At 46.1% G+C, this 24268-nt stretch carries 21 protein-coding genes; 14 read left to right on the top strand and 7 right to left on the bottom strand.

Annotated elements, in window-relative coordinates:
- Positions 1-3: 3 nt before the first annotated feature.
- The gene (locus tag FHS57_RS21465; RefSeq protein WP_183977296.1) at positions 4-1281 is read left to right on the top strand and encodes a hypothetical protein; all 1278 of its coding nucleotides are present in this window, start codon (positions 4-6) and stop codon (positions 1279-1281) included.
- Here the strand turns inward: FHS57_RS21465 and FHS57_RS21470 are convergent.
- Positions 1201-3492 carry a T9SS type A sorting domain-containing protein gene (locus FHS57_RS21470; RefSeq protein WP_183977297.1) on the bottom strand — a complete coding sequence of 764 codons (2292 nt, stop codon included), beginning with the start codon at positions 3490-3492 and terminating at the stop codon, positions 1201-1203. The genes FHS57_RS21465 and FHS57_RS21470 overlap by 81 nt on opposite strands.
- A gap of 64 nt (positions 3493-3556) precedes the next feature.
- On the opposite strand from FHS57_RS21470, the gene FHS57_RS21475 reads away from it, so the two are divergent.
- The gene (locus tag FHS57_RS21475) at positions 3557-4630 is read left to right on the top strand and encodes a patatin-like phospholipase family protein (RefSeq protein WP_221225694.1); all 1074 of its coding nucleotides are present in this window, start codon (positions 3557-3559) and stop codon (positions 4628-4630) included.
- On the opposite strand, the gene FHS57_RS21480 is transcribed toward FHS57_RS21475, so the two are convergent.
- On the bottom strand, positions 4619-5317 hold the full coding sequence (locus FHS57_RS21480) for a YjjG family noncanonical pyrimidine nucleotidase (protein ID WP_183977301.1): 699 nt from the start codon (positions 5315-5317) through the stop codon (positions 4619-4621). The genes FHS57_RS21475 and FHS57_RS21480 overlap by 12 nt on opposite strands.
- 59 nt (positions 5318-5376) lie before the next feature.
- Here FHS57_RS21480 and FHS57_RS21485 point away from each other — a divergent pair, with 59 nt between their 5' ends.
- From FHS57_RS21485 to FHS57_RS21495, 3 genes are all read left to right on the top strand, one after another.
- Entirely contained in the window at positions 5377-6222 is an 846-nt protein-coding gene (locus tag FHS57_RS21485; protein ID WP_183977304.1) for an MOSC domain-containing protein, read from the top strand.
- A gap of 27 nt (positions 6223-6249) precedes the next feature.
- The gene (crtD, locus tag FHS57_RS21490) at positions 6250-7719 is read left to right on the top strand and encodes a 1-hydroxycarotenoid 3,4-desaturase CrtD (RefSeq protein ID WP_183977306.1); all 1470 of its coding nucleotides are present in this window, start codon (positions 6250-6252) and stop codon (positions 7717-7719) included.
- Between the two features lie 79 nt (positions 7720-7798).
- Positions 7799-8818, top strand: a complete 1020-nt coding sequence (locus FHS57_RS21495) for a PorP/SprF family type IX secretion system membrane protein (protein WP_183977307.1) — start codon at positions 7799-7801, stop codon at positions 8816-8818.
- A 5-nt stretch (positions 8819-8823) separates the two neighbouring features.
- On the opposite strand, the gene FHS57_RS21500 is transcribed toward FHS57_RS21495, so the two are convergent.
- Positions 8824-9969, bottom strand: coding sequence for a hypothetical protein (locus tag FHS57_RS21500; RefSeq protein ID WP_183977309.1), 1146 nt, complete (start codon positions 9967-9969; stop codon positions 8824-8826).
- Between the two features lie 116 nt (positions 9970-10085).
- Here FHS57_RS21500 and FHS57_RS21505 point away from each other — a divergent pair, with 116 nt between their 5' ends.
- Complete coding sequence (locus FHS57_RS21505; RefSeq protein WP_183977311.1) at positions 10086-11099, top strand: quinone oxidoreductase family protein; 1014 nt, start codon at positions 10086-10088, stop codon at positions 11097-11099.
- 78 nt (positions 11100-11177) lie between these two features.
- Entirely contained in the window at positions 11178-12245 is a 1068-nt protein-coding gene (gene rlmN, locus FHS57_RS21510; protein ID WP_183977313.1) for a dual-specificity RNA methyltransferase RlmN, read from the top strand.
- Positions 12246-12538: 293 nt separating this feature from the next.
- Here rlmN and FHS57_RS21515 read toward each other — a convergent pair whose 3' ends face one another.
- The 3 genes from FHS57_RS21515 to prfA all read right to left on the bottom strand — a co-directional run bounded on the left by FHS57_RS21515 (position 12539) and on the right by prfA (position 15369).
- Positions 12539-13663, bottom strand: coding sequence for an acyltransferase family protein (locus FHS57_RS21515; protein WP_183977315.1), 1125 nt, complete (start codon positions 13661-13663; stop codon positions 12539-12541).
- A gap of 65 nt (positions 13664-13728) precedes the next feature.
- The gene (locus tag FHS57_RS21520) at positions 13729-14163 is read right to left on the bottom strand and encodes a (4Fe-4S)-binding protein (protein WP_183977317.1); all 435 of its coding nucleotides are present in this window, start codon (positions 14161-14163) and stop codon (positions 13729-13731) included.
- A 129-nt stretch (positions 14164-14292) separates the two neighbouring features.
- Entirely contained in the window at positions 14293-15369 is a 1077-nt protein-coding gene (gene prfA / locus FHS57_RS21525) for a peptide chain release factor 1 (RefSeq protein ID WP_183977319.1), read from the bottom strand.
- 189 nt (positions 15370-15558) lie between these two features.
- Here prfA and FHS57_RS21530 point away from each other — a divergent pair, with 189 nt between their 5' ends.
- From FHS57_RS21530 to FHS57_RS21540, 3 genes are all read left to right on the top strand, one after another.
- Positions 15559-18390, top strand: a complete 2832-nt coding sequence (locus FHS57_RS21530) for a sensor histidine kinase (RefSeq protein ID WP_183977321.1) — start codon at positions 15559-15561, stop codon at positions 18388-18390.
- Between the two features lie 25 nt (positions 18391-18415).
- Positions 18416-19039 carry a response regulator transcription factor gene (locus FHS57_RS21535; protein WP_183977323.1) on the top strand — a complete coding sequence of 208 codons (624 nt, stop codon included), beginning with the start codon at positions 18416-18418 and terminating at the stop codon, positions 19037-19039.
- A gap of 115 nt (positions 19040-19154) precedes the next feature.
- Entirely contained in the window at positions 19155-20513 is a 1359-nt protein-coding gene (locus FHS57_RS21540) for a CotH kinase family protein (protein WP_183977325.1), read from the top strand.
- Positions 20514-20519: 6 nt separating this feature from the next.
- On the opposite strand, the gene FHS57_RS21545 is transcribed toward FHS57_RS21540, so the two are convergent.
- Positions 20520-21383 carry an outer membrane beta-barrel protein gene (locus tag FHS57_RS21545; protein WP_183977327.1) on the bottom strand — a complete coding sequence of 288 codons (864 nt, stop codon included), beginning with the start codon at positions 21381-21383 and terminating at the stop codon, positions 20520-20522.
- A 447-nt stretch (positions 21384-21830) separates the two neighbouring features.
- Between FHS57_RS21545 and rplC the strand changes: the two genes are divergently transcribed.
- From rplC to rplB, 4 genes are read left to right on the top strand one after another with little or no spacing between them, the layout of a single operon-like run.
- Positions 21831-22451 carry a 50S ribosomal protein L3 gene (gene rplC / locus FHS57_RS21550; protein ID WP_028523582.1) on the top strand — a complete coding sequence of 207 codons (621 nt, stop codon included), beginning with the start codon at positions 21831-21833 and terminating at the stop codon, positions 22449-22451.
- A gap of 25 nt (positions 22452-22476) precedes the next feature.
- Positions 22477-23106 (top strand): 50S ribosomal protein L4, encoded by a 630-nt coding sequence (gene rplD / locus FHS57_RS21555; RefSeq protein ID WP_183977329.1) that lies wholly within the window; start codon positions 22477-22479, stop codon positions 23104-23106.
- A 4-nt stretch (positions 23107-23110) separates the two neighbouring features.
- On the top strand, positions 23111-23401 hold the full coding sequence (rplW, locus tag FHS57_RS21560) for a 50S ribosomal protein L23 (protein WP_028523584.1): 291 nt from the start codon (positions 23111-23113) through the stop codon (positions 23399-23401).
- A 36-nt stretch (positions 23402-23437) separates the two neighbouring features.
- Positions 23438-24262: a 50S ribosomal protein L2 gene (gene rplB, locus FHS57_RS21565; protein WP_028523585.1), complete on the top strand. Its 825-nt coding sequence runs from the start codon at positions 23438-23440 to the stop codon at positions 24260-24262.
- Positions 24263-24268 lie beyond the last annotated feature (6 nt).

Below are 24268 nucleotides of genomic sequence, written 5' to 3' on the forward strand. Positions count from 1 at the left end.
AACATGAAAAAAAACGTTGGGATAGCGATGGGTTTGAGCGCCATGGTGTACTTGACGTACGCGATGGTGCAGCCCACGTATTCCTACGAACTGTTGGATAGGCGTTTTGACGCCCATAAATACGCGGAAAGCTATCGGTATTTTCGAGGTCTTACGCCTGAATATCTCTCTTCTTTTCCGTTCAATACCCGAATTTTGAGCCCGTGGTTGGCAGCGCATTTTCCCTTCCATGACCTAAAAATGGATTTTGTCGGCCTCAATGGTCTGTTTGTGGTGCTGACTGTGGGGCTACTGACGTTGATTTGGCAACGACTACATCTTCGCCTTTCAGTGATTGGACTGGGATTGTTTTGGCTACTTTTTCATTGGAAAGGACTGGTGCGCATGTACCTGCCCGACCCCGTAACGGCAGATGTGGGAAGCTATTTTTGGTTAACGCTCTTGCTGTTTTTTGGGGTTGTAGAAAATAAAAAATGGCTTTTTATAGTGCTTGTGGCCGCTTTAGGAACGCTACAAAAGGAGTCTTTTATTGCCGTCATTGGCTGTATAGCTTTGTGGAATGGGGTGAATAGCTTTGTTTTCAACCAGTCAAAACGCCCTTTTTTTATTGCATTATTAGCCCTATTGGTGGCCTTGTTGGCACATTCCATAGCTTCACATTTTTTCCCGCCCCCCACGTCCGATTGGCGAAATAACTCCCTAGTAACATTGCTTCGGGTGGCAAAAAGGTACTTGGTAGAACCAGAATTATTAGCGCGGATTCCCATAAGCTGGTTATTGGCCTTTGGAACGTTGTGGCTATCTGCCTCACCCAATAAGCGTTTTATTTCTCTCCCCTGGAAGGAGAAAAGCGTTCAAAATTCCCCTCTCCTGCAAGGAGAGGGGGACTCAGGGGGTGAGGTGAGTGCCTATTTACAATTCCAGGTGGTTTTATGGCTGTTTCTCAGCGTGTTTGGAGGCGGTGATACGAGCCGAATTTTATTTAACGGAATGCCGTTTGTGTTGACATTTTTGCTGGTACGCTTAAACCAGCAGCCTACTTGGGTCACTGGCTACGTGTTTCTGATGTCGCTGCCGTTGATGCGTTTGTACGAAGTAGAACCTGACCTTGGGCGTTTTCCTAGCGAAACACATCGCTGGTGCGTAGAGTGCTGGACTGTCAGCGAAAGTTGGGGCTACGCGGTGTATGCTTTGGCGGTCTTAGCGGGTTATTATTACCTTTTGCGACATTTTAACGTCATTGGCGGTCGTAAAACGCAGGACATACAAGCCCGCAGGTAATTTGCTGGTATCCATTGGGAGCTCGGTAGTGGCTTGTGGAACAACGAGGCTGCGGATGAATTGTCCACTGATGGAAAACAACTCAAGCGTTCCTTTTTCGGGAACTTGGGCGTAAAGAAAGTTGGAAGTAGGATTTGGATACACGATAAACTCCAGCTCGTTGCCAGTGGGAGTGCCCTTGGGTGAGTTGTTTTTCAAAAAACGAATCCCACCCGTATTGCTGCCAATAAGGAGTTCAGGCAGTTGGTCGCCGTTGATATCACCTACCGCAGGGAAGAGCCCCACGCCAATGCGGATAAATTCAGATTTATTGCTAAATGCGTTGAAAATGAGGTTGCTGTCGCTTTTAAACGTAGTCAGTGTGGTAAAGTTTTGGTAAACACGCAAGCGACCCAGCAAATCCCCCATGATAAGTTCGGGTTTTTGGTCAGCATTGAGGTCGGCTACGACCATTCCTTGGGCTCGGCGTTCAAAATCAACGTCAATTCCGCCAAAAGCTTCACTTTTAAGTTCGTAGATGGGGGATGCCGTACTTCCCACATTTTGATGGAACTCCACATTCCCCGAATTTTTACTCACCAGTACGTCTAGTTTTCCATCCTTATCAATGTCATAGTAGAGCAAGTTTTCGCCGTTGGTAAAGTTTTTAGGAAGCGGCATTTTGGTGATTCGACTCGTATCTAGCCGCATTGCTTGTCCACGTGGGGCGAGATTAGGCAGGTAGCGAATGTCCATTCCTCTAAAAGTATTGGCCCAAAAGCCCAAATCAGTAGTGCCATCGCCGTTCAAATCCGCAAAAAAAGGTTTGGCATTGACCATACTCACGTTTTCTTTTTTAAAAAGCTGGGCGCTCAGCCCGAGAAAGTCTTCATTGATAAATTCAAAGGCTGCTTGGGTGGCGTTACCTGTATTTCGGAAAAACGCAATGCCTGCCCGATAGCCATCGGTGGCGCGTAAACCACCGTAACCCGCGACTAAATCTAAGTCACCATCGCCATCAATATCCGCCAAGGCAGGGGTGGCGTTCTCTCCCAAATCAATCATCCCATCTTGGAGAAAATCCATTTGACGATAGGTAAACTTAGGGTTGGTAGTGGTTCCTTCGTTTTTATACAACCAATTGGATTGCCGCAAATTGAGCAACGGATTGGTCGCAATGTCGGTACTGCTGGGGCTGGCAATCAAGTCCTTTTGGCCATCTCCGTCGATGTCTTCTAAATAAGGAGAAGGAAAAACGGGGAAATTGATGGGGGTGACGGCAGGGAAGGAAGCTTGAGCACTGCCAATCAGTGCCGCCATTCCGTTTCCACCTACATTGGTCAGCATCACTACGTTGTCACAAGCAACGTGGCCGTGCAGGACGTCTTTTTTGCCGTCGCCGTTGAGGTCGCCGACCCAAAGGGTGTTTCCTGCGTGGGCAATGCGCGCGTTGGAGAGGTTTTGAAGCGCAACGTCGATAGGTGGAAGATTAAAAAGATATTGGTCACAAAAGGAAGTAGCGCTGAAGCGTCCCCAATTGTTGGTGGTTTTCTTAAAAATGAACGGAGTTGTACTTTTTTGCTCTTTGCTAAAATTTTGATGAAGTTCGACCGAAGTCCCCGTAAAATCGAAAGTCAGAATGTCAATGTCTCCGTCGTCGTCGATGTCGGCAATCGCGGGTAAGTCGGTGGAAGGAACGTATAAGTTGATATTTCCTGAAAAACCTTGCGTAAGAATGGGGTCAGCAATGAGTGACCACGAAAAACCGTTGGAGGTAGCTACATTTCTAAAAACCCGAATACCGCCGTTGGTGCTGGTAAAAAGGTCTTTGCGGCCATCTTGGTCAAAATCAACCAGCAACATCCAATGAAGCATGTCCGCTGGGAAGCGTGTTTCGTACTCAGGGGCGTGTTTCCATTGCAATCCAGTGGCTTGCGGTACGGCCAAAAAAGTATTGACGGAATGGCTTGAACGTTCAAAAACCACCAAATCTTCGACCCCATCGTCGTTGAGGTGCATCTTAGAAAACTGAGCATTGTTTAGCCCACCCGCCCAAGGGTTAAGAAGCTTTTTTTCCTGCATTGTCACGGGAACGGCATTATCCCACTGAAAAGAAAACGACTGAGCCAATGCCGAGAAAGTCGTGCATACACCTAAAATAATTCCCACCAAACCGCGACAAGCGCAGAAATGGACGAGTGGTGTGGTGAAATTTGGTAGCAGAAGCTTCATTCGTTGTTCAATTTTTCTTTAGCAAAATCGTTACACAACAAAAAACGTTTTTATGGCCCAAAAAGTGTTACCTAGACTCTTACTCAACGGACTTTTCATTCATTTTGTTTGGGGTTTGTCAACGGCATTGGCGCAGCCAAAGTACCATAATCTAGTGCTTGAAGGGGGTGGGATTCGCGGCGTGGCGTATTGTGGAGCGTTGCAAGAATTGGAACAAAGAGGGATGTTGCACCATATTCGTCGCATTGGCGGAACGTCAGCGGGTGCCATTCAAGCGTCGTTGCTGTCAGTAGGGTATTCGGCAGCAGAATTGACAGACTTGGTTTCTGAGATGAAAGTGGAGTCGTTCAACGACGGTCAATACATTTTTGTGGGAGGGGCTCAGCGATTGGTGGAGCGTTTTGGCTGGTACCGAGGCGATGCGTTTCGACGCTGGATGGGTGAAAAGATTGAGATTAGAACGGGTAATTCGGGGTTGACTTTTGGGGAACTGCATGAACTCGCCCAACGCGACAGCTGCCTCAAAGATTTGTACGTAACGGTGACCAACCTCACGCAGCAAAAACCAATGGTGTTGTCGTACGAGAATTTCCCCAACCTCGCGATTGCGGATGCGGTACGGGCGTCCATGTCGATTCCTTTGTATTACTGTGCGGTGTTTATGGATAGTACGGGGCGTTTTTATTCGCGCCCTCCGCGCACGGTTCCCGCCGACGTGCTGGTGGACGGCGGGTTGTTGCTCAATTATCCGATTGGTTTGTTTGACCAAAACCGCTTTTTGAGTCAACCGCAGCCCCAATTGTCGCCCGATGCCTACGTTTTTAACCACGAAACCCTCGGTTTGCGCCTCGAAAGTGCCGAGCAAATCAAGGCCGATGCCCAGAACTTCGGGTTAGCGCCTTACCCCATTCGCAGTTTCAAAACCTACATGGGGGCGTTTTATAACCTTGTTTCGGAAGCTGCCAATCGAGCCAGTTTTCGCCCTGAAGATTTAAAACGAACGATTTCGATTGATTTTCAGAGCATTGGCGTTAAAGTCCGAAAGCTATCTTTGTTGGAAAAAAATACGTTGATTGAAAGCGGTAAAAAAGGTGTTTGTGATTTTTGTAAACCCACCACCACGACCTCAGAGAATTGACATCAACTCGTTCAAATGCTGCACATCGTAGGTGGGTGTTTGCTCAAATTTTAGGCTTTTGGGGTTGTAAAAAGCAGCATCGATGCCAAAACGGAGCGCTCCCATAATGTCAGCTTCCCAATTGTCGCCAATCATCAAACTTTCTTCCGAGCGGGCGTTGGCGGAGCGAAGTGCAAACTCAAAAATCTGGGCATCAGGCTTTTTAGCCCCTGCTTTTTCATTGGTAATGACGTGCTCAAAATACTGCTGAATGCCCGAACTGGCCATTTTGGAGGCTTGAATCGAATCAAAACCGTTGGTGACGATGTGGAGTTGGTAGTTTTTGTTGGCACAATAATCCAGTAATTCCACGGCGCCATCGAGCAAATGAGCTTTTTGAGGTAAAAGCCGCAAGTATTCTTCTCCCATGTCTTTTCCAACGGCGAGGTTATCGACGTTGAGCGCCTCAAAGACCAATCTAAAACGATTTTCACGAATAAAACCGTGGGCAATGTGGCCACGGTCGAAATCGGCCCAAAGTTGCGTATTGATTTCAATAAAGGTTTTGACAAAATCGCCAAGCGATAAAATACCGTGGTTATGCAGTTCAAACGTATGGTAAATTTCAGAAAGAGATTCGGCCGAATTACGCTCAAAATCCCATAAAGTGTGATCGAGGTCGAAAAAAAGATGCTTGTAAGTAGGCATTGTGGACAGCTAGGTTGCTATTTTTTCCAAAAATACGAAAATCGACGTTACTTTGTTTTATGAACACTTCACTCATTCTTTCCGACATTTACATTTATCCCGTCAAATCATTGGGCGCAATTCGGGTTTCGCAGGCCGAAGTCGAAGAGCGGGGGATACGCTTTGATCGCCGTTGGGTGGTGATTGATGACACCAATCGTTTTGTAACTCAGCGCCAACATCCGACCATGGCGCTAATTGAGGTAACCTTGACCGACCATGGCTTGGAACTTCGACACCGTACGCGGGACTTGGGGGCCTTAACCGTACCTGCACTTCCTGAAACCTTCGATTTGGTACCTGTGACCGTTTGGGACGATACCATCGAAGCCGTCGTAGTCAACGACACCTGTAACCGTTGGCTGACGGAGGCGTTGGGTTTTTCGGTGCGTTTAATGTATTTGCCTGATACTTCGCCGCGTTTGGCTGATCCAGATTACGCCCCTTTCGACGTCAACGTAAGCTTTGCCGATGGCTTTCCTTTTTTGTTGATTGGCCAATCTTCGTTAGATGATTTAAACACTCGACTGCTCGACGCAGTTTCTATGGTACGCTTTCGCCCCAACTTTGTTTTTGAAGGAGGCGAGCCTTACGACGAAGACCAATGGTACGAGTTTACGATAGGAGGAATCCGCTTCTACGGCGTAAAACCTTGTGCCCGCTGTATTCTGACCACGGTTGACCCAGAAAAAGGGGAGATTTCGGGCAAAGAACCTTTGCGTACGCTGTCCAGCTATCGAAAGAGAAACAATAAGATTTTCTTTGGCCAAAACGTCGTCACGCAAGAATCGGGTCGTATTAAAGTAGGAGATGAGGTCGTGGTCGTTAGTCGGAAGGTGCGTTATACAATGAGTGAAGGAATTTAACGAACGGACGGGAAGTCTGTAACACAAATGAAAACAGCAGCGGTCATTGGCGCAGGAATTGCAGGCATTGCAACGAGCATTCGGCTGGCCAATAAGGGGTATGAAGTGCACGTTTTTGAGGCCAACACCTATCCAGGAGGTAAACTGTCGAGTTTTGAATTAAACGGTTATCGTTTCGACGCGGGGCCGTCGTTGTTTACCATGCCGCAGTTGGTCGATGAGCTTTTTCGTTTGTCGGGAAAAGACCCCAAAGCCTATTTTGATTATATTCGATTAGAAGAAGTGTGTCGGTATTTTTGGGACGATGGGGTTCGACTAACGGCCCATGCCGACCAGCAAAAGTTTGCGCAAGCGCTCGAACAAACGCTGGGAGTACCCGCCCAAGACGTGTTGGAACACTTGGACGACAGCGCCCTAAAATACGATGTTACCGAGAAGCTGTTTTTACACCGCTCGTTGCATAAATTGGGGACGTATTTTAACCGAGATGCGCTCAAAGGTTACGCAAATTTGCACCGTTTAGACGCTTTTACCACCATGAACCGCGCCAACGAACGGCGGTTTTCTAATCCACGGGTGGTACAATTGTTCAACCGTTATGCTACCTACAACGGTTCTAACCCCTACGAAACTCCCGCGACGATGAACATCATCCCGCATTTGGAGTACAACATTGGGGCATTTTTTCCAAAAAAAGGAATGGTGGACATCACCGATAGTTTGGTAAAATTAGCGCAGGACTTGGGCGTGACGTTTCATTTCGGAACGAAAGTAACCAACATTTTAACGGAAGACAATCAGGTAAAAGGGTTACAGCTAACTAATAACGGAAAAGTAGAAGAGCGAACCTTCGATGTCGTCGTCTCTAACATGGATGTAGTGAATACCTTTCGCAAATTACTACCCAACGCCCGCCAACCTGAACGTATCTTGCGTCAACCCAAATCAAGTTCGGCCTTGATTTTTTATTGGGGGGTAAAAAAGCAATTTAACGAACTAGAGCTTCACAACATCTTCTTTTCCAACGATTACCGTACAGAATTTGAGCATTTATTTCAAAAGAAAACCATTTATTCTGACCCGACCGTTTACATCAATATTACTTCCAAATATAAACCTGACGACGCGCCAGCGGGAGGTGAAAACTGGTTTGTAATGGTCAATGCCCCCAATAACGAAGGACAGGATTGGGACGCTCTCATTGCCCAAACGCGGGAAGCAATTGTGCAGAAATTAAGCCATAATTTAGGAGTTAACTTAGCCGAATTGATTGAGTGTGAGGCGATTTTAGACCCGCGCACCATCGAATCTAAGACGTCAAGTTCGCAGGGAGCACTGTATGGCAATAGCTCCAACAATCGCTTTGCGGCGTTTCTTCGTCACGCCAATTTTTCCCGTCAGTTCAAAAACCTTTACTTTGTAGGAGGAAGCGTACACCCTGGAGGCGGAATTCCGCTGGCGATTTTGTCGGCTAAAATTGCGACCGCCGAGCTTTGATAAAGTTCGGGTAAAGGGTATTTTTAGGCGCGATTTTTGCAATAAATCCTTGAATCTGATACCCTTTTGAAAAAATAAGTTGAACAGGAAGAAACGTGTGTTTGGGCAGACTACCTTGTGGGCCGTGATGGGGGTTTTGGTAGTGGGAGCAAGTTTTGCGCAACAGGTGCCACATTATTCGCAGTATTTACAAAATCATTTTCTCATCAACCCTGCCGTAGCTGGAATCGAAAGCTATGCCGATGCCCGAGTGGGCTATCGACAGCAGTGGGGCGGCCTCGAAGATGCGCCTCGAACGTTTTATTTGACGGCTCACCTGCCTTTGGGCAATCCTGATTTTAGCATAGAACCCGCTTCGTCTCCTCGTTTTCGTTTTGGGCGAGAACGGTATTCGTCGCAGCCCGATGCGCACGCAGGGGCAGGGCTGACGGTGGTGCGGGACCAAACGGGGCCGTGGACGCGGTTTTCGATGGGCGCAACGGGCGCCTATCATTATCCAATAAATGAAGAGTGGCAGGTAAGCGCAGGGCTAACGGCAGGGCTAAGTCAGCATACGCTTGATTTTGACCAAATCCGTTTGGCAAATCCACAAGACCCGTTGGTGGCATCGGGAAAACTATCCGTCATTCGTCCCGACCTAAACGCGGGCGTTTGGGTGTATTCGACCGATTTCTTTGGTGGGTTTTCGGTAAACCAACTTTGGCCTTCAACGCTCTCCTTTAAAAACAGTAGCAGCAATTGGCAAGGCAAGGTCGTTCCTCACTTTTTTCTGACGGCGGGGTATCGTTTACCGTTGGTGGAAGATTGGGATTTTACCCCTTCTGTTTTGCTAAAAAAAGCACCTAGTGCGCCGCTATCTTGGGATTTGAATTTAAAAATAAGCTATTCTTCCGATTGGTGGTTTGGGGCTTCCTACCGCCAATTAGAGTCTTTTACGGCTTTTTTTGGGGCAAAAGTAGCTCAGCAATTGAGGGTTAATTATACCTATGAGTACCCCATTTCTACGCTACAAGTGGCTACGAGAGGGTCGCACGAAATTACGCTGGGAGTCACGCTTGGCCCACGAAGTCACTATACTTCTTCGCGCACTTTTTGGTAATAGAATCACTCTTTTCGGTAAAAATCTTGGAGGCGTTTGCGCAGCCGCGATGCCAGTGACTTGCTCATGTCTCGGAAAAAATCAGTATCCGAAGGCGGAAAAAGGTTTTTGGAAGTAGTCAGCACTTTGCCGTTCAAGGCCCGGGTGTCTCCGCTAAACTCATGCCATTCGTCGGCCCAATCTGCCCAATCGTTGATATGATCAGAATGAAGCGGGCGCTCGGTGTCCAAATCAATGATTTTGAACTCTAACCGACAACTCGCTGACAACTCCCGACGGTGCGTAGTGAGGCTTCCTTTTACCTTTTCCATCACGTCCACCTCGGTGGTATCATTGATTTTTTTGGTGCCTACTTTGTACGTTTCGTTACTTTCAACGGTCGTACAACTCGACGACAAAGTTTCGCTTTGGGAGCTGTATTTGGTAAAACTAAGTTGAATCAAATGATGAGGCGGAATGCTGTCGTAACGAGCAACGGCAGGAGGGTAAAAGCGGACTAATTCGTGCGGTTGGCGAGTATCAAATAGCGCATCTGCTAGTTTCTCCTCCAAATACCTGTAGTCATTCTTGGAAAGTGAATGCACGTCCTTAAAAGGCTCAATCACCACCCGCAGCGTAGCATATTCTTTGGCTAACGGCAGTAATTTCTCCACGTCTTTGTACGACGACCGCAGTTGTTTCACTTTTGTAAAATGAGCAAAAGCTTCCTTACAGGCTTGGCGGTTGCCTTGTTGCTTAAACGCGAGAATCCCTGCTTCGTAGCGTTCGGCGGCGGCGAGGTCGCGTACCTGTTCTATACTTTCGGTGTAAGGGCGAGGCAGGGGCTGAATCAGCGAACGACAAGCCGTACACTTCGAAAACTGTTGAAAGTTTTGTTGTAAACGCTGGTATTGGTACAAGACATCTTCCCATTTAAAGGGTTGATTGTTCCTGATTTGTAACTGTATGTTGTCTTGATGAATCCGTTCCTGCGCTTGGTAGGCAGCGATGAAGACCTTCGCTGCTTTGGTATGCGAAGGCCGTTTGGTCAAGCGGTACGACGATTGCTTAATAGCAAGGTCGAGCCTGCCTTTTTTGAGGGCTGTTTCGCCCGTAGCGCATCGGACAAAAAGCGAAGCAATTACTAGCAAAAGTAAAGAGGGGGCTTTCATAACTATTCATGGCTTATTAGTTCAAAAATAACGAAATTTTTGGAGGTCTGTCAACCATTCATCCCAAAAGGTTGTTTGTATTGGAAGTTGACACTCAAAAAACTTTTTTGTTTTGTATGAAAGCCGCTATTCTTCCAGAAATCAAACAAACCGTTACGGTACAAGAAGTTGAAAAACCAAGCGCGGGCACGGGTGAAGTGCTGGTGCAAATCAAAGCCGCCGCCCTCAATCACCGCGACGTTTTTATTCAGCAAGGTCTTTATCCTGGGATTAAACTCCCCGCCGTTTTAGGCTCCGACGGTGCAGGTACGGTGGTAGAAGTAGGAGAAGGAGTTTCGGAAGAATGGCTAGGGAAAGATGTTATTATTAACCCGTCGCACAATTGGGGAGAAAATCCTGCTTTTTACAGCAAAAGCTTCAAAATTTTGGGAATGCCCGACCACGGAACATTTGCCGAATACCTGAAAGTTGAAGCAAAATACCTTGCCACAAAACCTACCCATTTGTCGTACGAAGCCGCCGCGGCCGTGCCATTGGCTGGCTTGACGGGTTGGCGGGCACTCATGTCGCGCGCAGGTATGAAAGCAGGCGATCGTGTGCTGGTGACTGGTATCGGTGGCGGAGTAGCGCTGTTTGTGCTTCAGTTTGCAGTAGCGGCGGGGGCTGAGGTATGGGTAACGTCGGGTTCGGACGAAAAAATTGCCAAGGCAGTTGCGTTGGGAGCCAAAGGCGGCGTGAATTACAAAGATGCCAACTGGGCCAAAAACCTAATCGCCGCCACGGGTGGCGACCGTAGTGGGTATTTCAACATCATCATCGACAGTGCAGGCGGGGCAAGTTTTGCCAAATTGATAGATGTGGCCACGGCAGGAGCAAGTATTTGTTTTTTTGGCGGAACTACGGGGAACATTACCGACATCGTGCCTGGGAAGGTATTTTTTAAACAACTCAATATATATGGGTCAACAATGGGGACGGAGGCAGAATTTGCCGATATGATTCACTTCTTAGCCGCGCACAAAATTGAGCCTATTGTGGATCAAGTGTTTGCCTTAGAAGAGATTGAAACCGCCTTACAACACATGGATAGTGGTGCCCAATTTGGGAAGATTGTCCTGAAAGTTGGATGATTGCCCTGAAAGCCAGTAACTTTGCAGAAAATAAGACAGTTTGGCTCATCGCAATGGCCAAACTGTCGTCTTTATAACATGATAGAAACAACAACCATAAAAAAGCAAGATATTCGTAAACTGTCGGTAGCACAGTTGAAAGACTGGTTAGCGGCCCACGGGGAACAAGGTTTTCGTGCTAAACAAATTGCAGAATGGCTGTGGAAAAAATCTGCCACGTCGTTTGAACAAATGAGTAACCTCTCGCTCAAAACGAGGGAGTTATTGGATACCCATTTTGAAATAAAGTCCATCGCAACGGCCAAATCCCAAAAAAGCTCGGACGGAACCATCAAGTCGGCCTTCCGACTGCATGATAGCCATCTAATTGAAGGGGTCTTGATTCCTGCCGACGACCGTATGACGGCCTGTGTGTCGAGCCAAGTAGGGTGTTCGCTGACGTGTAAGTTTTGTGCGACGGGCTACATGGATCGTAAACGTAACCTCGACGCGGCTGAAATGTACGACCAAGTGGTGGCTATCGACCGCCAAGCCAAGGAAAACTACGGAATTCCTTTGTCGAACATTGTATATATGGGAATGGGTGAACCCCTGCTCAATTATGCCAATGTAATCGAATCAGTGGAAAAAATCACTTCGCCCGATGGATTGGGAATGTCGCCCAAACGAATTACGGTTTCTACGGCGGGTATCGCCAAAATGATTACCAAACTAGGTGACGATGGTGTAAAGTTTAACTTGGCATTGTCGCTTCACGCGGCCAACGATGAAAAGCGCAACAAAATCATGCCCATCAATGAGTCGAATTCGTTGAAAAACTTGGCGGAGGCGTTGCAGCATTTTTACCGTAAAACCCAAAATCGCATTACGTTTGAATACATTGTGTTTCACAATTTCAACGATACGATTCAGGATGCCAGAGAATTGTGGGAGTTCACCAAAAAAGTGCCTTCAAAAGTAAACATCATCGAATACAACCCTATTGCCGAAGCCGATTTCAAAAACACGGGGGTCGATAAGCTGACGCAGTTTGCCAAGTTTTTGGAAGACAAAGGGGTAGTAGTCAACGTACGCCGCAGCCGAGGTAAAGACATTGATGCCGCCTGTGGGCAATTGGCTAATCGCGAAAAATCGGAACAAGAGTAAGGTTTGGATTTCTAACCCCATGCTTTTAAGCTGGGGTTAAGTAGTTGCGCATAAATTTTAGTGTATTAATTGTTTATTTCGCTTCGGCGAAGCGAAACCTTTGTAGTAGTAATCCGCCCATAAAGTTAGAATCCTTTTGCTTCGGAGAAGCATAACTCGTTGGCTTTTGTTATGCTTCTCCGAAGCAAAAATTTAAAAAAACTCCTGCTGCTACTACAAATGTTGCGCCTCTACCGAGGCTACATTGTATTACTCAAAAACTTTTGATTAGCTACTTAACTGTGCTTTAGCACCTACACTTTCAAAAAGACTTTCTTCTTATAAAGGAAGTACAAAACGAGCCACTCGACTACGACAAATCCGATGTGATAAAATACTTTCTGGAAGGGTTCCGAGAAATACTTGACGATTCCTACAAACAAGTGCTCCGAAGTATAATGAAAATCGAAGAAACTATCGCTCATATATATAAGGATGGAGTTCATACCAATAACGGCTAGTACCCACGCCCAACGGTTCCAGTTTTGAACGTCAATAATCCAGTAAAAAATGGATAATAAAACGAGGCTCCAGCCACCTACAAACAACACAAACGAGCTCGTCCAAAGGTTTTTATTGATGGGAAAAACGTAATCCCAAAGTTTTCCTAGCACTAAAAATACGATGCCTACCACAAACAAATAAAGCGTTTTTTGTTGGCGGCTTGTAGAGCGTTCATCGGCGTGGAGTAAATTTCCCGCAAAAATTCCCAATAATCCCGTAGCAATGGCAGGGAAGGTAGAAAACAAACCTTCGGGGTCGTGGATGCCTTTGTGCAAATGCCCTGGAATAATCAGGTGATCAAGATAACTCACTGGATTACACTCCATCGTCATGTGACCTGCTCCGCAACCTGGCACTGGGACAAGCATCACAAAGGCCCAATAGCCCAGCAACAGCGAAACAAACCAAATGTATTGCGCTTTTGTGCTGAAATAAAGGTAAATGATTTGGGCAAACATCCCTGCCAAACCAATCCGAGCCAAAACACTTGGGAAGCGCATTTCGGACAAGGGTTTAATCTCTAATCCATTGTTATAAATAATACCCAGCAAAACGAGCGTGAGTCCGCGTTGGATGATTTTGCGAAGCAACTGTGAGCGGTCGGCACCTTGCTCCATACGGCGGCCAAGTGAAAAAGGGGTTGAAACACCCGCCAAAAACAAGAACAAAGGAAAAATAAGGTCATACGCTCGAAAGCCGTTCCATTCGGGGTGTGAGAGCTGTTCGGCCATTAAGATGGCTCCCGTCCAGCCAGTGGCTTCGGCCAGCGAATGAAAAATGTTTTCGCCTCCCGCAATCCAGAACATATCAAAGCCTCGCAAGGCATCGAGCGACAGTAACCGTTTGGGGCGAGAATCGGTAGAAGGTGAATTCATAGGGGTAGATTAGATAATTCGGGTTTTAGAAAGGTACGCTCACAAAGGTCGAATGTACTATTTACTTATCCTTCAAATTTGGCCGTGACGTGTGAGCCATCGCAATAAGGCTTGTTGCCCGATTGGCCACAACGGCAAAAAGCAGTTACTTGTGATTTTTTGGTTTCGTTGCCTGCTGCGTCTTTGACCTTTAAGTTGCCATAGACCAACAAAGGCCCTTTAGGAAGAATTTCGATGATGGTTTCAGTTTCTACTTCTACGGGTTCTTGCTCTTCTACTTGGGTATTCATAAAATAAGATAAAGCCCCCGAAGGGCATTTCTGGATTTGCTCCACAATAGCGACAGTGCTTCCACCTTCAGTTGTTATCCAAGGGCGTTTGCGTGGGTCGAAAACGGTAGGAAGCCCTCGAAAACAAATGGCAGAGTGAACACAGAGGTGCGGTTGCCACACAACGGTTACTTCGCCATTGGTGTAATGTTTGGTAATTTGCTTTTCCATGTGATAAGGTAAGATGATAAAGGGAACAAAAACTACGAAATCTAACGAAAATCTGTCATGCCCGCTACGATGTGGCACAAAAAAACCTGACAGCATTTTCTGCTGTCAGGTGGTATAAATGTGAGCGTGTTATGCCGTGATTCCTTCTTTCATGCGTTCGGCATTGTCGGCAATCCGAAGTTGCTCAATAAAATCGCCAATTTCACCTTCCATAAAGGCAGGTAAGTTGTAAATGGTGTAACCAATGCGGTGGTCTGTCACGCGGCTTTGGGGGTAGTTATAGGTACGAATTTTATCCGAACGGTCACCACTTCCGACCAACGACTTACGCTGCGACGAAACGGCTTCGTTTTGCTTCTTCAACTCCATTTCGTATAGTTTTGAACGAAGCATGTTCATGGCGCGCTCGCGGTTACCGTGTTGACTACGTTCTACCTGACATACCACCACGATGCCCGTTGGTTTGTGGGTAAGTTGTACTTTGGTTTCTACCTTGTTGACGTTCTGTCCACCTGCACCTCCCGAACGCGAAGTGATGATTTCGATGTCGGCAGGGTTGATTTCTACTTCTTCGACGTCTTCTACTTCTGGCAATACCGCTACCGTCGCCGCCGAAGTGTGTACCCGTCCTTGCGATTCGGTCACAGGAACGCGCTGTACGCGGTGTGCCCCTGATTCAAATTTGAGCTTACCGTACACGTCTTCGCCGATGATACTGGCAATAATTTCTTTGTAGCCGCCCGTACTTCCTTCGGTAAAGTCCATGATTTCGACTTTCCAGCCCATGCGGTCACAAAAACGCTGATACATGCGGAACAAATCTCCCGCAAAAATCGCCGCTTCATCCCCACCTGTACCACCACGCACCTCAAGGATGATATTGTGGCTGTCGTTGGGATCTTTAGGAATCAACATATCTTTGAGCGTTGCTTCAAGCTCTTCGGCTTGCGGTTGAAGCTCTGTCAATTCCGCTTTGGCCATATCGCGCATTTCTTCGTCGCTTTCGTTGGCAACGAGGTCTTTAGCGCCTTCGATGTCGCTCAGTACTTTTTTGTACGCTTGGTACTTCTGTACGATTTTGTCTAAGTCTTTGTATTCTTTGCTCAATTTTGAAAAGCGCTTTTGGTCAGAAACGACCTCAGGCTGCACAATTTGTTGCGAGACCTCTTCGAAACGCTCTTTTATAGCTTCTAACTGTTCTAACATTGGTATTTTGTGTTTCTTTGATGACTACATAGCCCCGCAGATAATCAGAAGTTTGGCCTTGCGAGGGGGTATGTAGAGCAGATACTCTGATGAAATCCGTTTTGAATATACAAAGGTACGACAAAAATACATTTCACCCACTTTGGGGGAAGCGTAAACCCTCAGTTACCAATACTTTTGTTTGAAAGTATGAAAACGAAACTACTCATCGGGCTTATGTGGATGTGGGCGGCTTGGGCAAACGCTGCGCCACCGATTGGCTTTGACTTTTGGAATCACCTAGGAACCAACGAGGGATTAAGCCAAAATGAAGTCCACTGTATTTTACAAGACCACCGTGGTTTGATGTGGTTTGGGACGCAAGATGGCCTCAATTGCTACGATGGGCAGCGAGTGCAGGTCTTTCGTCAAGCGCCTTTTGATTCTACCTCCTTGTCCGATGATTTTATCACGACGCTTCACGAAGACTCCAAACAGCGTTTTTGGGTAGGTACTGCCAAGGGGCTCAACTGCTATGATTTTGCCAAAGGGACGTTTCGACGTAGTTCGCAGCTCAAAACGGTCATTTTACAAATCATTGAAGATAAAAATAAGGCCATTTGGGTTCAGACAAAAACGACTTGGTGGGTTATGGCCACCAATGAAACGGAGTTTAAGGTAACAAAACGCAGTCCTGACGATGCGAAAAAAGCATTATTGGCTCAAATTACCCCCTTACTTCCTGCGAAGGTATCCGTTTCTTCGCTTATAACCGACCACCTGGGCATTGTGTGGGTCGGAACGCGCGGCCAAGGCATCTATCGGTTTCGCTATGAAGCGGATAAGCAGCAATACGTGCCTTTAGATGCTTTTGACGAAGATTTTTTTGATACCAATGGTTTGAAAAGTAGCCATATTACTTGTTTGTACGAGGGAAATGAGGCCGATGAAGATATTGTTTGGATAGGAACGCGCGAAGCGGGCGTGCAATTATACAGTCGTTCCAAAAACACTTTTAAGCATTGGGAACGCCTTTTTACCCAAGAATCGGCAGCTACTCGTACGTTTTTTGGGTTAACGACCGATAAAAAAGGGCATCTGTGGGTGGGTTCTTATTCTGGCTTGTACCGTATTCATCGGGCAACGCACGACATCCGAACGTACAAAACGCCCCCCAATACCATCGTCGAAACCTCTTTGGAAGATACACAGGGTAGTTTTTGGGTAGGAGGAAACACGGGGTTGTTTCATTTGGACAATACCCAGCAGCAATTTGAAACGTTTAATCTGCCACTGTACGAAGGTCATCAGCCGTGGGTGTTGCGAATTTATGAAGACCCAAGCCAACAAGTTTGGGTCGGGACGCGGGGCTACTTGGCACAAATTGACCCGCAAAAAAAAGTTCGTACGTGGAAAGAGCTGCCTGTTTCTAAGACCACCAAAGCAAAGTTGGAATCAGTAGGAACGATTCAGCGTGACGCCAAAGGAGGAATGTGGATTGGAATGCGGCAAGGACTTATCTATTGGCCTTCCCCAACTCAGTACGCACGTTTGTTTCAAAACAACCCCAACGATGCCAAGTCGCTCATCAGTAATATGATTTTGGACGTGCACGTGGACGCCAAACAGCGCGTTTGGATTTGCTCAGCCAAGGGGTTGAGCTTGGCAAAACACCAAGATGGAAAGGTAGAGTTTGAACATTTTACCGAAAAAAATGGCCTTACCAATTCGTTTGTCTATGGTGCCATGAGCGATAAAGCAGGGGATTTGTGGTTGACGACCAACGGCGGGCTTATTCGCTTCAATCCTGAAAAGAAAACATTTCGCACCTACACCAGCCAAGATGGCTTGGGAGGCTTGGAGTTCAATTCGGGAGGGTTTCATCGCAGCCCCGATGGGGAGTTTTTTGTGGGTGGAAACGGAATGTTGCTCAGTTTTCGCCCCGATGAATTGGTGATAAACAAGCACCTCCCACGGATTTTGCTACGTTCTTTTAAAAAGTTTGAAAAACCAGTTGTTCATTTAGATAGCATCATTGCGAGCGGTCAGCCCATTCGTTTAGACTACGACGAAAACTTTTTCTCCTTTGAGTGGGCAGCATTGGACTATACCAATCCTTCAAGCAATCAGTTTGCATACCGTCTCGAAGGATTTGATAAGGACTGGGTCTATACGGGCACGCGCCGCTTTGTCGATTTTACTAATCTTAATCCTGGCAACTATAAATTATGGGTAAAGGCGGCCAATAACGAAGGAAAGTGGAACGACCGAGATTACCTACAACTATCGCTGGTGATTACCCCGCCTTTTTGGAAAACGTGGTGGTTTTATGGACTCCTTTTTCTATTGGTGGCGGCAGTGGCAAAACTGCTGTATGATAATCATGTTCGACAACTGCTTGCCCTTGAGCGAGCGAAATTGGAGGAAAACGAGCGCGTTCGGAAACTAGCTGCCCAAGATTTGCACGATGAGTTTGGAAATACCCTCACGCGGATTTCCCTCTTGACCGAATTAGTAAAAAACCGAATGAATGGCCAAGTGGGAGGTGAAGTAGGGGAGTTGTTGACCAAAATCAGCGACAATGCCAATCGGATGTACCAAGGAACCAAAGATTTTATTTGGGCGATTAACCCCGAACACGATAGCCTGTATGAAATCGCGGTTCGTTTGAAAGACTTTGGGGACGACGTTTTTGACAAAACAGGAATACGATTTAACGTAGAAGGATTAAACGATGCGCTTCGTGGCGTCAATTTGCCTACGGGTGCAAGTCGGCATTTGGTGCTTTTGTTCAAAGAAGCCATGAGCAACACCCTCAAACACGCTCAAGCGACCGAAACAACCCTTTCGTTTGTCCCCACTCCTGACTTATTGCGCATCGAATGGCAAGACAATGGCCGAGGCGTGGACTTAGAACGAAGCCGACCAGGAAATGGCTTGATGAATATTCAAACGCGGGCCGAAAAAATTGGCGGTGTAGCGACACTCACTTCGCCTAAACACGGAGGTTTTGTCGTTTTATTTGAGCGGCCTTGTGCATAATTAAACTAAAAATCAGTTACTTAACATGATAAAAACACGCCTTTGTTTGGTCGAAGACGACTACATTATCCGAGAAGGCTTTGCGGCACTTTTAAGTCAGACGCCTGATTTTGAGGTGGTAGGAGCCTATTCTAACTGCGAAGATTACCTCAAAAATCTAGCCAATGACCGCCCCGACGTTGTTTTGATGGATTTGGAACTACCTCGCATGGGAGGAGTGGAAGGGATTGAACGTACCAAAAAACTCCGCCCCCAAACCCAGCTCATCGTCGTGACGGTATATGAAAACGATGGTTTAGTGTTCAAGGCGTTGTGTGCAGGAGCGGGAGGCTATTTGACCAAAAATATGCCCCCAAGTCGTTTGATTGACGCCATTCGAGAAATCCGCCAAGGCGGAGCGCCCATGAGTACCAATATCGCTCGAATGGTGGTTGCGTCCTTCCAAAAAAATTACCAATCGCCCCTAACTGCCCGCGAAACGGAGGTGTTAGAGCGAATTGCCCAAGGAAAAAGCTACACGACCATTGCCGATGAGCTGTTTGTCGATAAAGAAACGATTCGGACTCACATCAAAAATATTTACTGGAAGTTAGAGGTTCATTCAAAGGCAGAAGCGATAGAAAAAGCGCGCAAAGAAAAATTGATTTAGAAGAAATCCGCAAGAATAAATAGTATTTTGCATCAAAACAGAAAAAGTCAGCGTAATCCAAACTAACTAGCTGAACTTAAGCCCTATTTCTGACACCCTTCTCTTTGATGCTTGTATGAAACCTATTCACGCACTTGTTGTCGTTAGCCTTTTGGTAGGAATAATCGTAAGCTGTAAAAATCCAGAAGAAACTACGCCCGACCATGCTGGATTGTCCGATTGGACGGACGAAACTCACGGAAAGAAAGCCGATGCTAACTATTCGGTTGTTTTCCCACAAGATAACGTCAATTCGTTAGAAATTAGGATGACGAAAGACGACTGGACGGCCATCCGTGCCGATATGAAAACACTGAAAGGTTCCGATTTTGGCGTGGGGGGAACTGGTGGCGGAGGTGGTGGAGTCAATACAACTACCGAACCGCGTTATGTGGCGGTTTCGATGAAATTTAACGGAAAAGAGTGGTACAAAGTAGGTTTTCGACTAAAAGGAAACTCAAGCTTATCATCTATTTGGCGAGCGGGTATCTACAAATTACCGTTTCGGTTAAAAATGGATGAATTTGAAGACCAGTATCCCGCAATTTTAGACCAACGGTTTTATGGATTTAAGGAGTTGTCGATGTCGCCTGCTTTTAAGGACAACTCACTTATTCGAGAAAAAGTAACGGCTGATATTTTTCGAATGGCGGGAATTCCTGCGGCGCAAACGGCCTTCTACAAAGTCTATATTGATTTTGGCGAAGGACTAAAATACTGCGGGGTTTATACCATGCTCGAAACCATCGAAGACGAAATGCTCAAGGCTCAGTTTGGAGAAGATAAGGGGAACGTATATAAACCAGAATCAAACTTCACGACCTTTAATCAAACTCAGTTTGAGAAAAAAAACAACGAAGATTTGGCTGATTGGAGTGATATTCAAGCGACGATAACGGCACTTAATGCGCCTATCCGAACGTCAAACCCAGTCCAGTGGCGTACTAATCTTGAAAAAGTATTCAACGTTGACCACTTTATAAAATGGTTAGCTGTTAACACAACCATGGTCAATTGGGATACGTACGGAGCCATGGCGCACAACCATTATCTATACAACCATTCCTCGAAAAAACTAACGTGGATTCCGTGGGATAACAACGAAGCCTTGACCAGTAATGCAAGAGTCCAGCTTTCCTTGGCGGGTGTTGCGGCTTCTTGGCCCTTGATTCGGTACATTGCCGACGATGCAGTGTATTATCAAAAATACAAAACGTACGTGAAAGACTTCAACGATAACGTCTTTACGACCGCGAAAATGAACGCGCTTTTTGATAAAAATACAAACCTGATTACCCCATTCGTAAACGGCACCGAGAAAGAACAAGCACCGTATTCAAATCTTACCAATACGACAAGCTTTACGGCAGCGCTTCCATCGTTGAAACAGCATGTTGTCGCTCGAAATCAAGCTGTTGCTAGCTTTGTTCCTTGAGAGGTGTCAATAATAGCACTTGAGTTTGCGGCGCTCCGCACGGCGGGCTTGGGTTCCCAAGAGATATTCTGCCCGAAAAGATAAAAAACCGTACGAATCTTTTACTTTGGGGTTTCCGCGTTGCGCACCTGCCTCATTTCTAACAGGATACCCTGTTGGAAGTGTCGCAGGGTCAAGCTCTGGGCGGCGATCAGAAAGTTGGAGTGCAAGTTCAGACATTCCTGTCGGATTAGGATAAACTGTACTGACGTCGTCCAAATAGTCGGAGTTCGCGTAGTTATTACTCAACTCGACGGCAAAACTCCAACGCTCGTTGAACTTCCAAGAGGTACCAATCCCGATGACCCCAATGCGCACATTGCGTTTATAGGCAACACCTTCCGTTTGTAGCGGTGCAAGGCTATGCCAAGTTCCTTGGTACTGTGCTTTAGGGGTAATGCGAGTGATTCCGATTCCACCAAATAAATAAGGATTCACTGCCCGTTCATCGTGATAACGGAACAAATCTGCTTGTAGTCCCACATACCCAGCAGGGTTGTCCGAACGAAACGAAAGATTATTGTACCAAATAGGCCCGCCTTCTTGTTTTCCAGAAATACGATAAAAGTCAATTTCTCCGCGTACCGAAAAGCGTTCGGCCAACCGATAAGTAATGGCCGCCGCAATGTGAGGTTGAATAAAGCGCAAATCAGTTTTTGCGCGCATGTCGCCCATGTAATAGGAAATACCAGTTCCCACACTAAGTTTTACAACGCCAAAAGCAGGAGTATTACGATACAGGTGAGAATTACGGGACGATTGGGCTAGAACAGATACAGAACCAATCACACATACCAACAAACTAGCCAATCGAAGAGGGAGTTGTGTCATATTTTACGGGTTAAGCCTCGTATGTTTACAGCGACAATAACGAAAATGATGCCAAAGTTAATATGGATTTAGGTAGAATTTGCGAAAAGAAGGCGTAACTGCCTCAAAAACAAAAAAATATTTTTTCTTTTTTGTTGCAATGTATTGTAATATTGAACAATAATTAAGACCTTTGCAAGCCTTTTCAAAAGACGTATATTTTCTAGTCAAGACATACATTGGGTGAAGGTCCTGAATTAAGGAAACCGCATCTGAGTTCAAAGCAAAAATTTAGCTAGTTTATTAGCTTTAATTTGGTTGCAACTGAAGTCAGGTGTTCTATCATCTGACTTTTTTTGTGTCTTTAGAAAATAAATACGAAGGCTAATTTGGAATGCAAAAATATAATGTTGACCTTTGCAGTCCATTTTGTAAAATAAATTGTATAACCTGCTGTAAATCAAAAAGATGTCTGGTTTAATAGGAAAAAAAATCGGAATGACAAGCGTGTACAATGCGGACGGGCAGGCTCTGGCGTGTACGGTTATTGAAGCTGGTCCTTGTGTTGTAACGCAAGTAAAAACCGAAGAAACCGATGGATACCAAGCTATTCAGCTCGGTTTCGGTGAGAAGAAAGAAAAACACACGACTCAGCCGCTCATGGGTCACTTCAAAAAAGCAGGAACTACTCCTAAGCGCAAGCTCGTCGAGTTCAAAGAGTTCACACAAGAACTTGCTTTGGGTCAGACGTTGGAAGTTGCTGACGTTTTTATTGAAGGAGACTTTGTGGACGTGGTTGGAACTGCCAAAGGTCGTGGTTTTCAAGGTGTTGTAAAGCGTCATGGCTTTGGTGGGGTTGGAGGCCAAACTCACGGTCAGCACAACCGTCAACGTCACCCAGGTTCGATTGGGGCTTGTTCGTTTCCGTCGCGTGTATTCAAAGGAATTCGCATGGCAGGTCGTATGGGTAACAACCGTGTGAAGGTTCAAAACCTCAAAGTGTTGAAGGTAATCCCTGGGCAGAATATCGTCGTTATCAGTGGCTCAGTGCCAGGTGCGAAGAATTCGTTTGTAATCATTGAAAAGTAATCAATCGCAACGGCGAATCAAGACAATGGAACTTTCAGTATTAAATATAAAAGGACAAGCGACTGGTAAAACAGTCTCTCTTTCCGATGAAGTGTTCGGCATCGAGCCAAATGAGCACGTAGTATATTTGGATGTGAAACAGTACTTGGCCAATCAACGTCAAGGTACTCACAAGTCAAAAGAGCGTGCCGAGGTTTCTTATTCAACTAGAAAAATCAAGCGCCAAAAGGGAACTGGTGGAGCTCGTGCGGGTTCAATCAAGTCGCCAGTATTCGTAGGTGGTGGCCGTGTATTCGGTCCTAGACCACGCGATTATAGCTTCAAATTGAATAAAAAAGTAAAAGCGTTGGCGCGTAAGTCAGTGCTTTCACAGAAAGCTAAAGCAAACGGTATTTCGGTAGTAGAAGACTTTACGTTTGATGCTCCAAAAACAAAACAATACCTTTCGTTTTTGAGCGCGCTTTCACTTACTGGTAAGAAAACACTTCTTATTTTGCCAGAATACAATAACAACGTGTATTTGTCAGGACGTAACATTCCTAAAACAAATATCACTACAGCAGGTGATGTTAATACATACGACCTTATGAATGCTGAGGTGTTGTTAATCAGTGAAACAGCGGTGTCGAAGTTAGAAAATCTCTTGAACAAGTAAGACAATGAGTGTACTTAAGCGACCAATATTGACCGAAAAAGCTACTGCTCTTAGCAACTTGGGCAAGTATGTATTTGAGGTAACAAAAACTGCCAATAAAATTGAAATCGCCAACGCCATCGAAAAGATGTACGGCGTGAAAGTAGCGAGTGTGGATACAATGCGCTCGATTGGTAGAAAGAAAACAAGAATGTCACGCGGTAAGGCCATTAGTGGTATTACTTCAACGTACAAAAAGGCCATTGTGACATTGAAAGCAGGCGAGATTATTGATATCTACGCTGATATTGTTTAATAAACCGTTGAAGTAGCAAATAATTGAACAACAACAATGGGAGTCATTAAGCTCAAACCAACAACTCCAGGTCAGCGCTACCGTACGGCTCCGTCGTTTGACGAAATTACGACCGACAAGCCAGAAAAAAGCTTGTTAGCCCCTATCAAAAAGACAGGTGGACGTAACAGCCAAGGTCGTCGTACTGCTCGTTACATTGGCGGTGGTCACAAGCGCATGTACCGTATCATCGATTTCAAGCGTAATAAATTGGACGTACCAGGTACTGTAATGACAGTAGAATACGATCCAAACCGTTCAGCTCGTATCGCATTGGTAGAGTACCAAGATGGTGAAAAACGCTACATCCTTGCTCCACAAGGAATTGCTGTAGGACAAACAATTATCTCTGGAAGCGAAGTAGCTCCAGAAGTAGGAAACGCTCTTCCGCTTGCTGTGATGCCAATCGGTACAATTGTCCACAACGTGGAATTGCACCCAGGCAAAGGAGGTCAGCTCGTTCGTAGTGCGGGAACTTACGCTCAGTTAGTAGCACGTGATGGTAAATATGCAGTATTGCGTATGCCATCAAGCGAAATGCGGATGGTTCTTGCAGTATGTAAGGCAACGGTAGGTTCAGTATCTAACCCCGATCACATGAACGTGAGCCTTGGTAAGGCAGGTCGTAAGCGTTGGTTAGGTATTCGTCCACGTGTACGTGGGGTTGCGATGAACCCAGTCGATCACCCAATGGGTGGTGGTGAAGGTCGTGCGTCAGGTGGTCACCCACGTTCTCGTACGGGCTTATATGCGAAGGGTAAAAAGACCCGTACTCCGAAAAAGTATTCTAACCGTTTGATTATTAGCAAACGTAAAAAATAATCGAAG

The sequence above is a fragment of the Runella defluvii genome, from assembly GCF_014195535.1.
GTDB classification, from domain to species: Bacteria; Bacteroidota; Bacteroidia; order Cytophagales; family Spirosomataceae; genus Runella; species Runella defluvii.

What these genes read in the sequence shown, in the direction of transcription:
- FHS57_RS21465 (WP_183977296.1), top strand. Translation starts at nt 4, where the DNA reads ATGAAAAAAAACGTTGGGATAGCGATGGGTTTGAGCGCCATGGTGTAC.
- FHS57_RS21470 (WP_183977297.1), bottom strand. Translation starts at nt 3,492, where the DNA reads ATGAAGCTTCTGCTACCAAATTTCACCACACCACTCGTCCATTTCTGC.
- FHS57_RS21480 (WP_183977301.1), bottom strand. Translation starts at nt 5,317, where the DNA reads ATGCCTACTTACAAGCATCTTTTTTTCGACCTCGATCACACTTTATGG.
- FHS57_RS21485 (WP_183977304.1), top strand. Translation starts at nt 5,377, where the DNA reads ATGAACACTTCACTCATTCTTTCCGACATTTACATTTATCCCGTCAAA.
- crtD (WP_183977306.1), top strand. Translation starts at nt 6,250, where the DNA reads ATGAAAACAGCAGCGGTCATTGGCGCAGGAATTGCAGGCATTGCAACG.
- FHS57_RS21500 (WP_183977309.1), bottom strand. Translation starts at nt 9,969, where the DNA reads ATGAAAGCCCCCTCTTTACTTTTGCTAGTAATTGCTTCGCTTTTTGTC.
- FHS57_RS21505 (WP_183977311.1), top strand. Translation starts at nt 10,086, where the DNA reads ATGAAAGCCGCTATTCTTCCAGAAATCAAACAAACCGTTACGGTACAA.
- rlmN (WP_183977313.1), top strand. Translation starts at nt 11,178, where the DNA reads ATGATAGAAACAACAACCATAAAAAAGCAAGATATTCGTAAACTGTCG.
- FHS57_RS21515 (WP_183977315.1), bottom strand. Translation starts at nt 13,663, where the DNA reads ATGAATTCACCTTCTACCGATTCTCGCCCCAAACGGTTACTGTCGCTC.
- FHS57_RS21520 (WP_183977317.1), bottom strand. Translation starts at nt 14,163, where the DNA reads ATGGAAAAGCAAATTACCAAACATTACACCAATGGCGAAGTAACCGTT.
- prfA (WP_183977319.1), bottom strand. Translation starts at nt 15,369, where the DNA reads ATGTTAGAACAGTTAGAAGCTATAAAAGAGCGTTTCGAAGAGGTCTCG.
- FHS57_RS21530 (WP_183977321.1), top strand. Translation starts at nt 15,559, where the DNA reads ATGAAAACGAAACTACTCATCGGGCTTATGTGGATGTGGGCGGCTTGG.
- FHS57_RS21535 (WP_183977323.1), top strand. Translation starts at nt 18,416, where the DNA reads ATGATAAAAACACGCCTTTGTTTGGTCGAAGACGACTACATTATCCGA.
- FHS57_RS21540 (WP_183977325.1), top strand. Translation starts at nt 19,155, where the DNA reads ATGAAACCTATTCACGCACTTGTTGTCGTTAGCCTTTTGGTAGGAATA.
- FHS57_RS21545 (WP_183977327.1), bottom strand. Translation starts at nt 21,383, where the DNA reads ATGACACAACTCCCTCTTCGATTGGCTAGTTTGTTGGTATGTGTGATT.
- rplC (WP_028523582.1), top strand. Translation starts at nt 21,831, where the DNA reads ATGTCTGGTTTAATAGGAAAAAAAATCGGAATGACAAGCGTGTACAAT.
- rplD (WP_183977329.1), top strand. Translation starts at nt 22,477, where the DNA reads ATGGAACTTTCAGTATTAAATATAAAAGGACAAGCGACTGGTAAAACA.
- rplW (WP_028523584.1), top strand. Translation starts at nt 23,111, where the DNA reads ATGAGTGTACTTAAGCGACCAATATTGACCGAAAAAGCTACTGCTCTT.
- rplB (WP_028523585.1), top strand. Translation starts at nt 23,438, where the DNA reads ATGGGAGTCATTAAGCTCAAACCAACAACTCCAGGTCAGCGCTACCGT.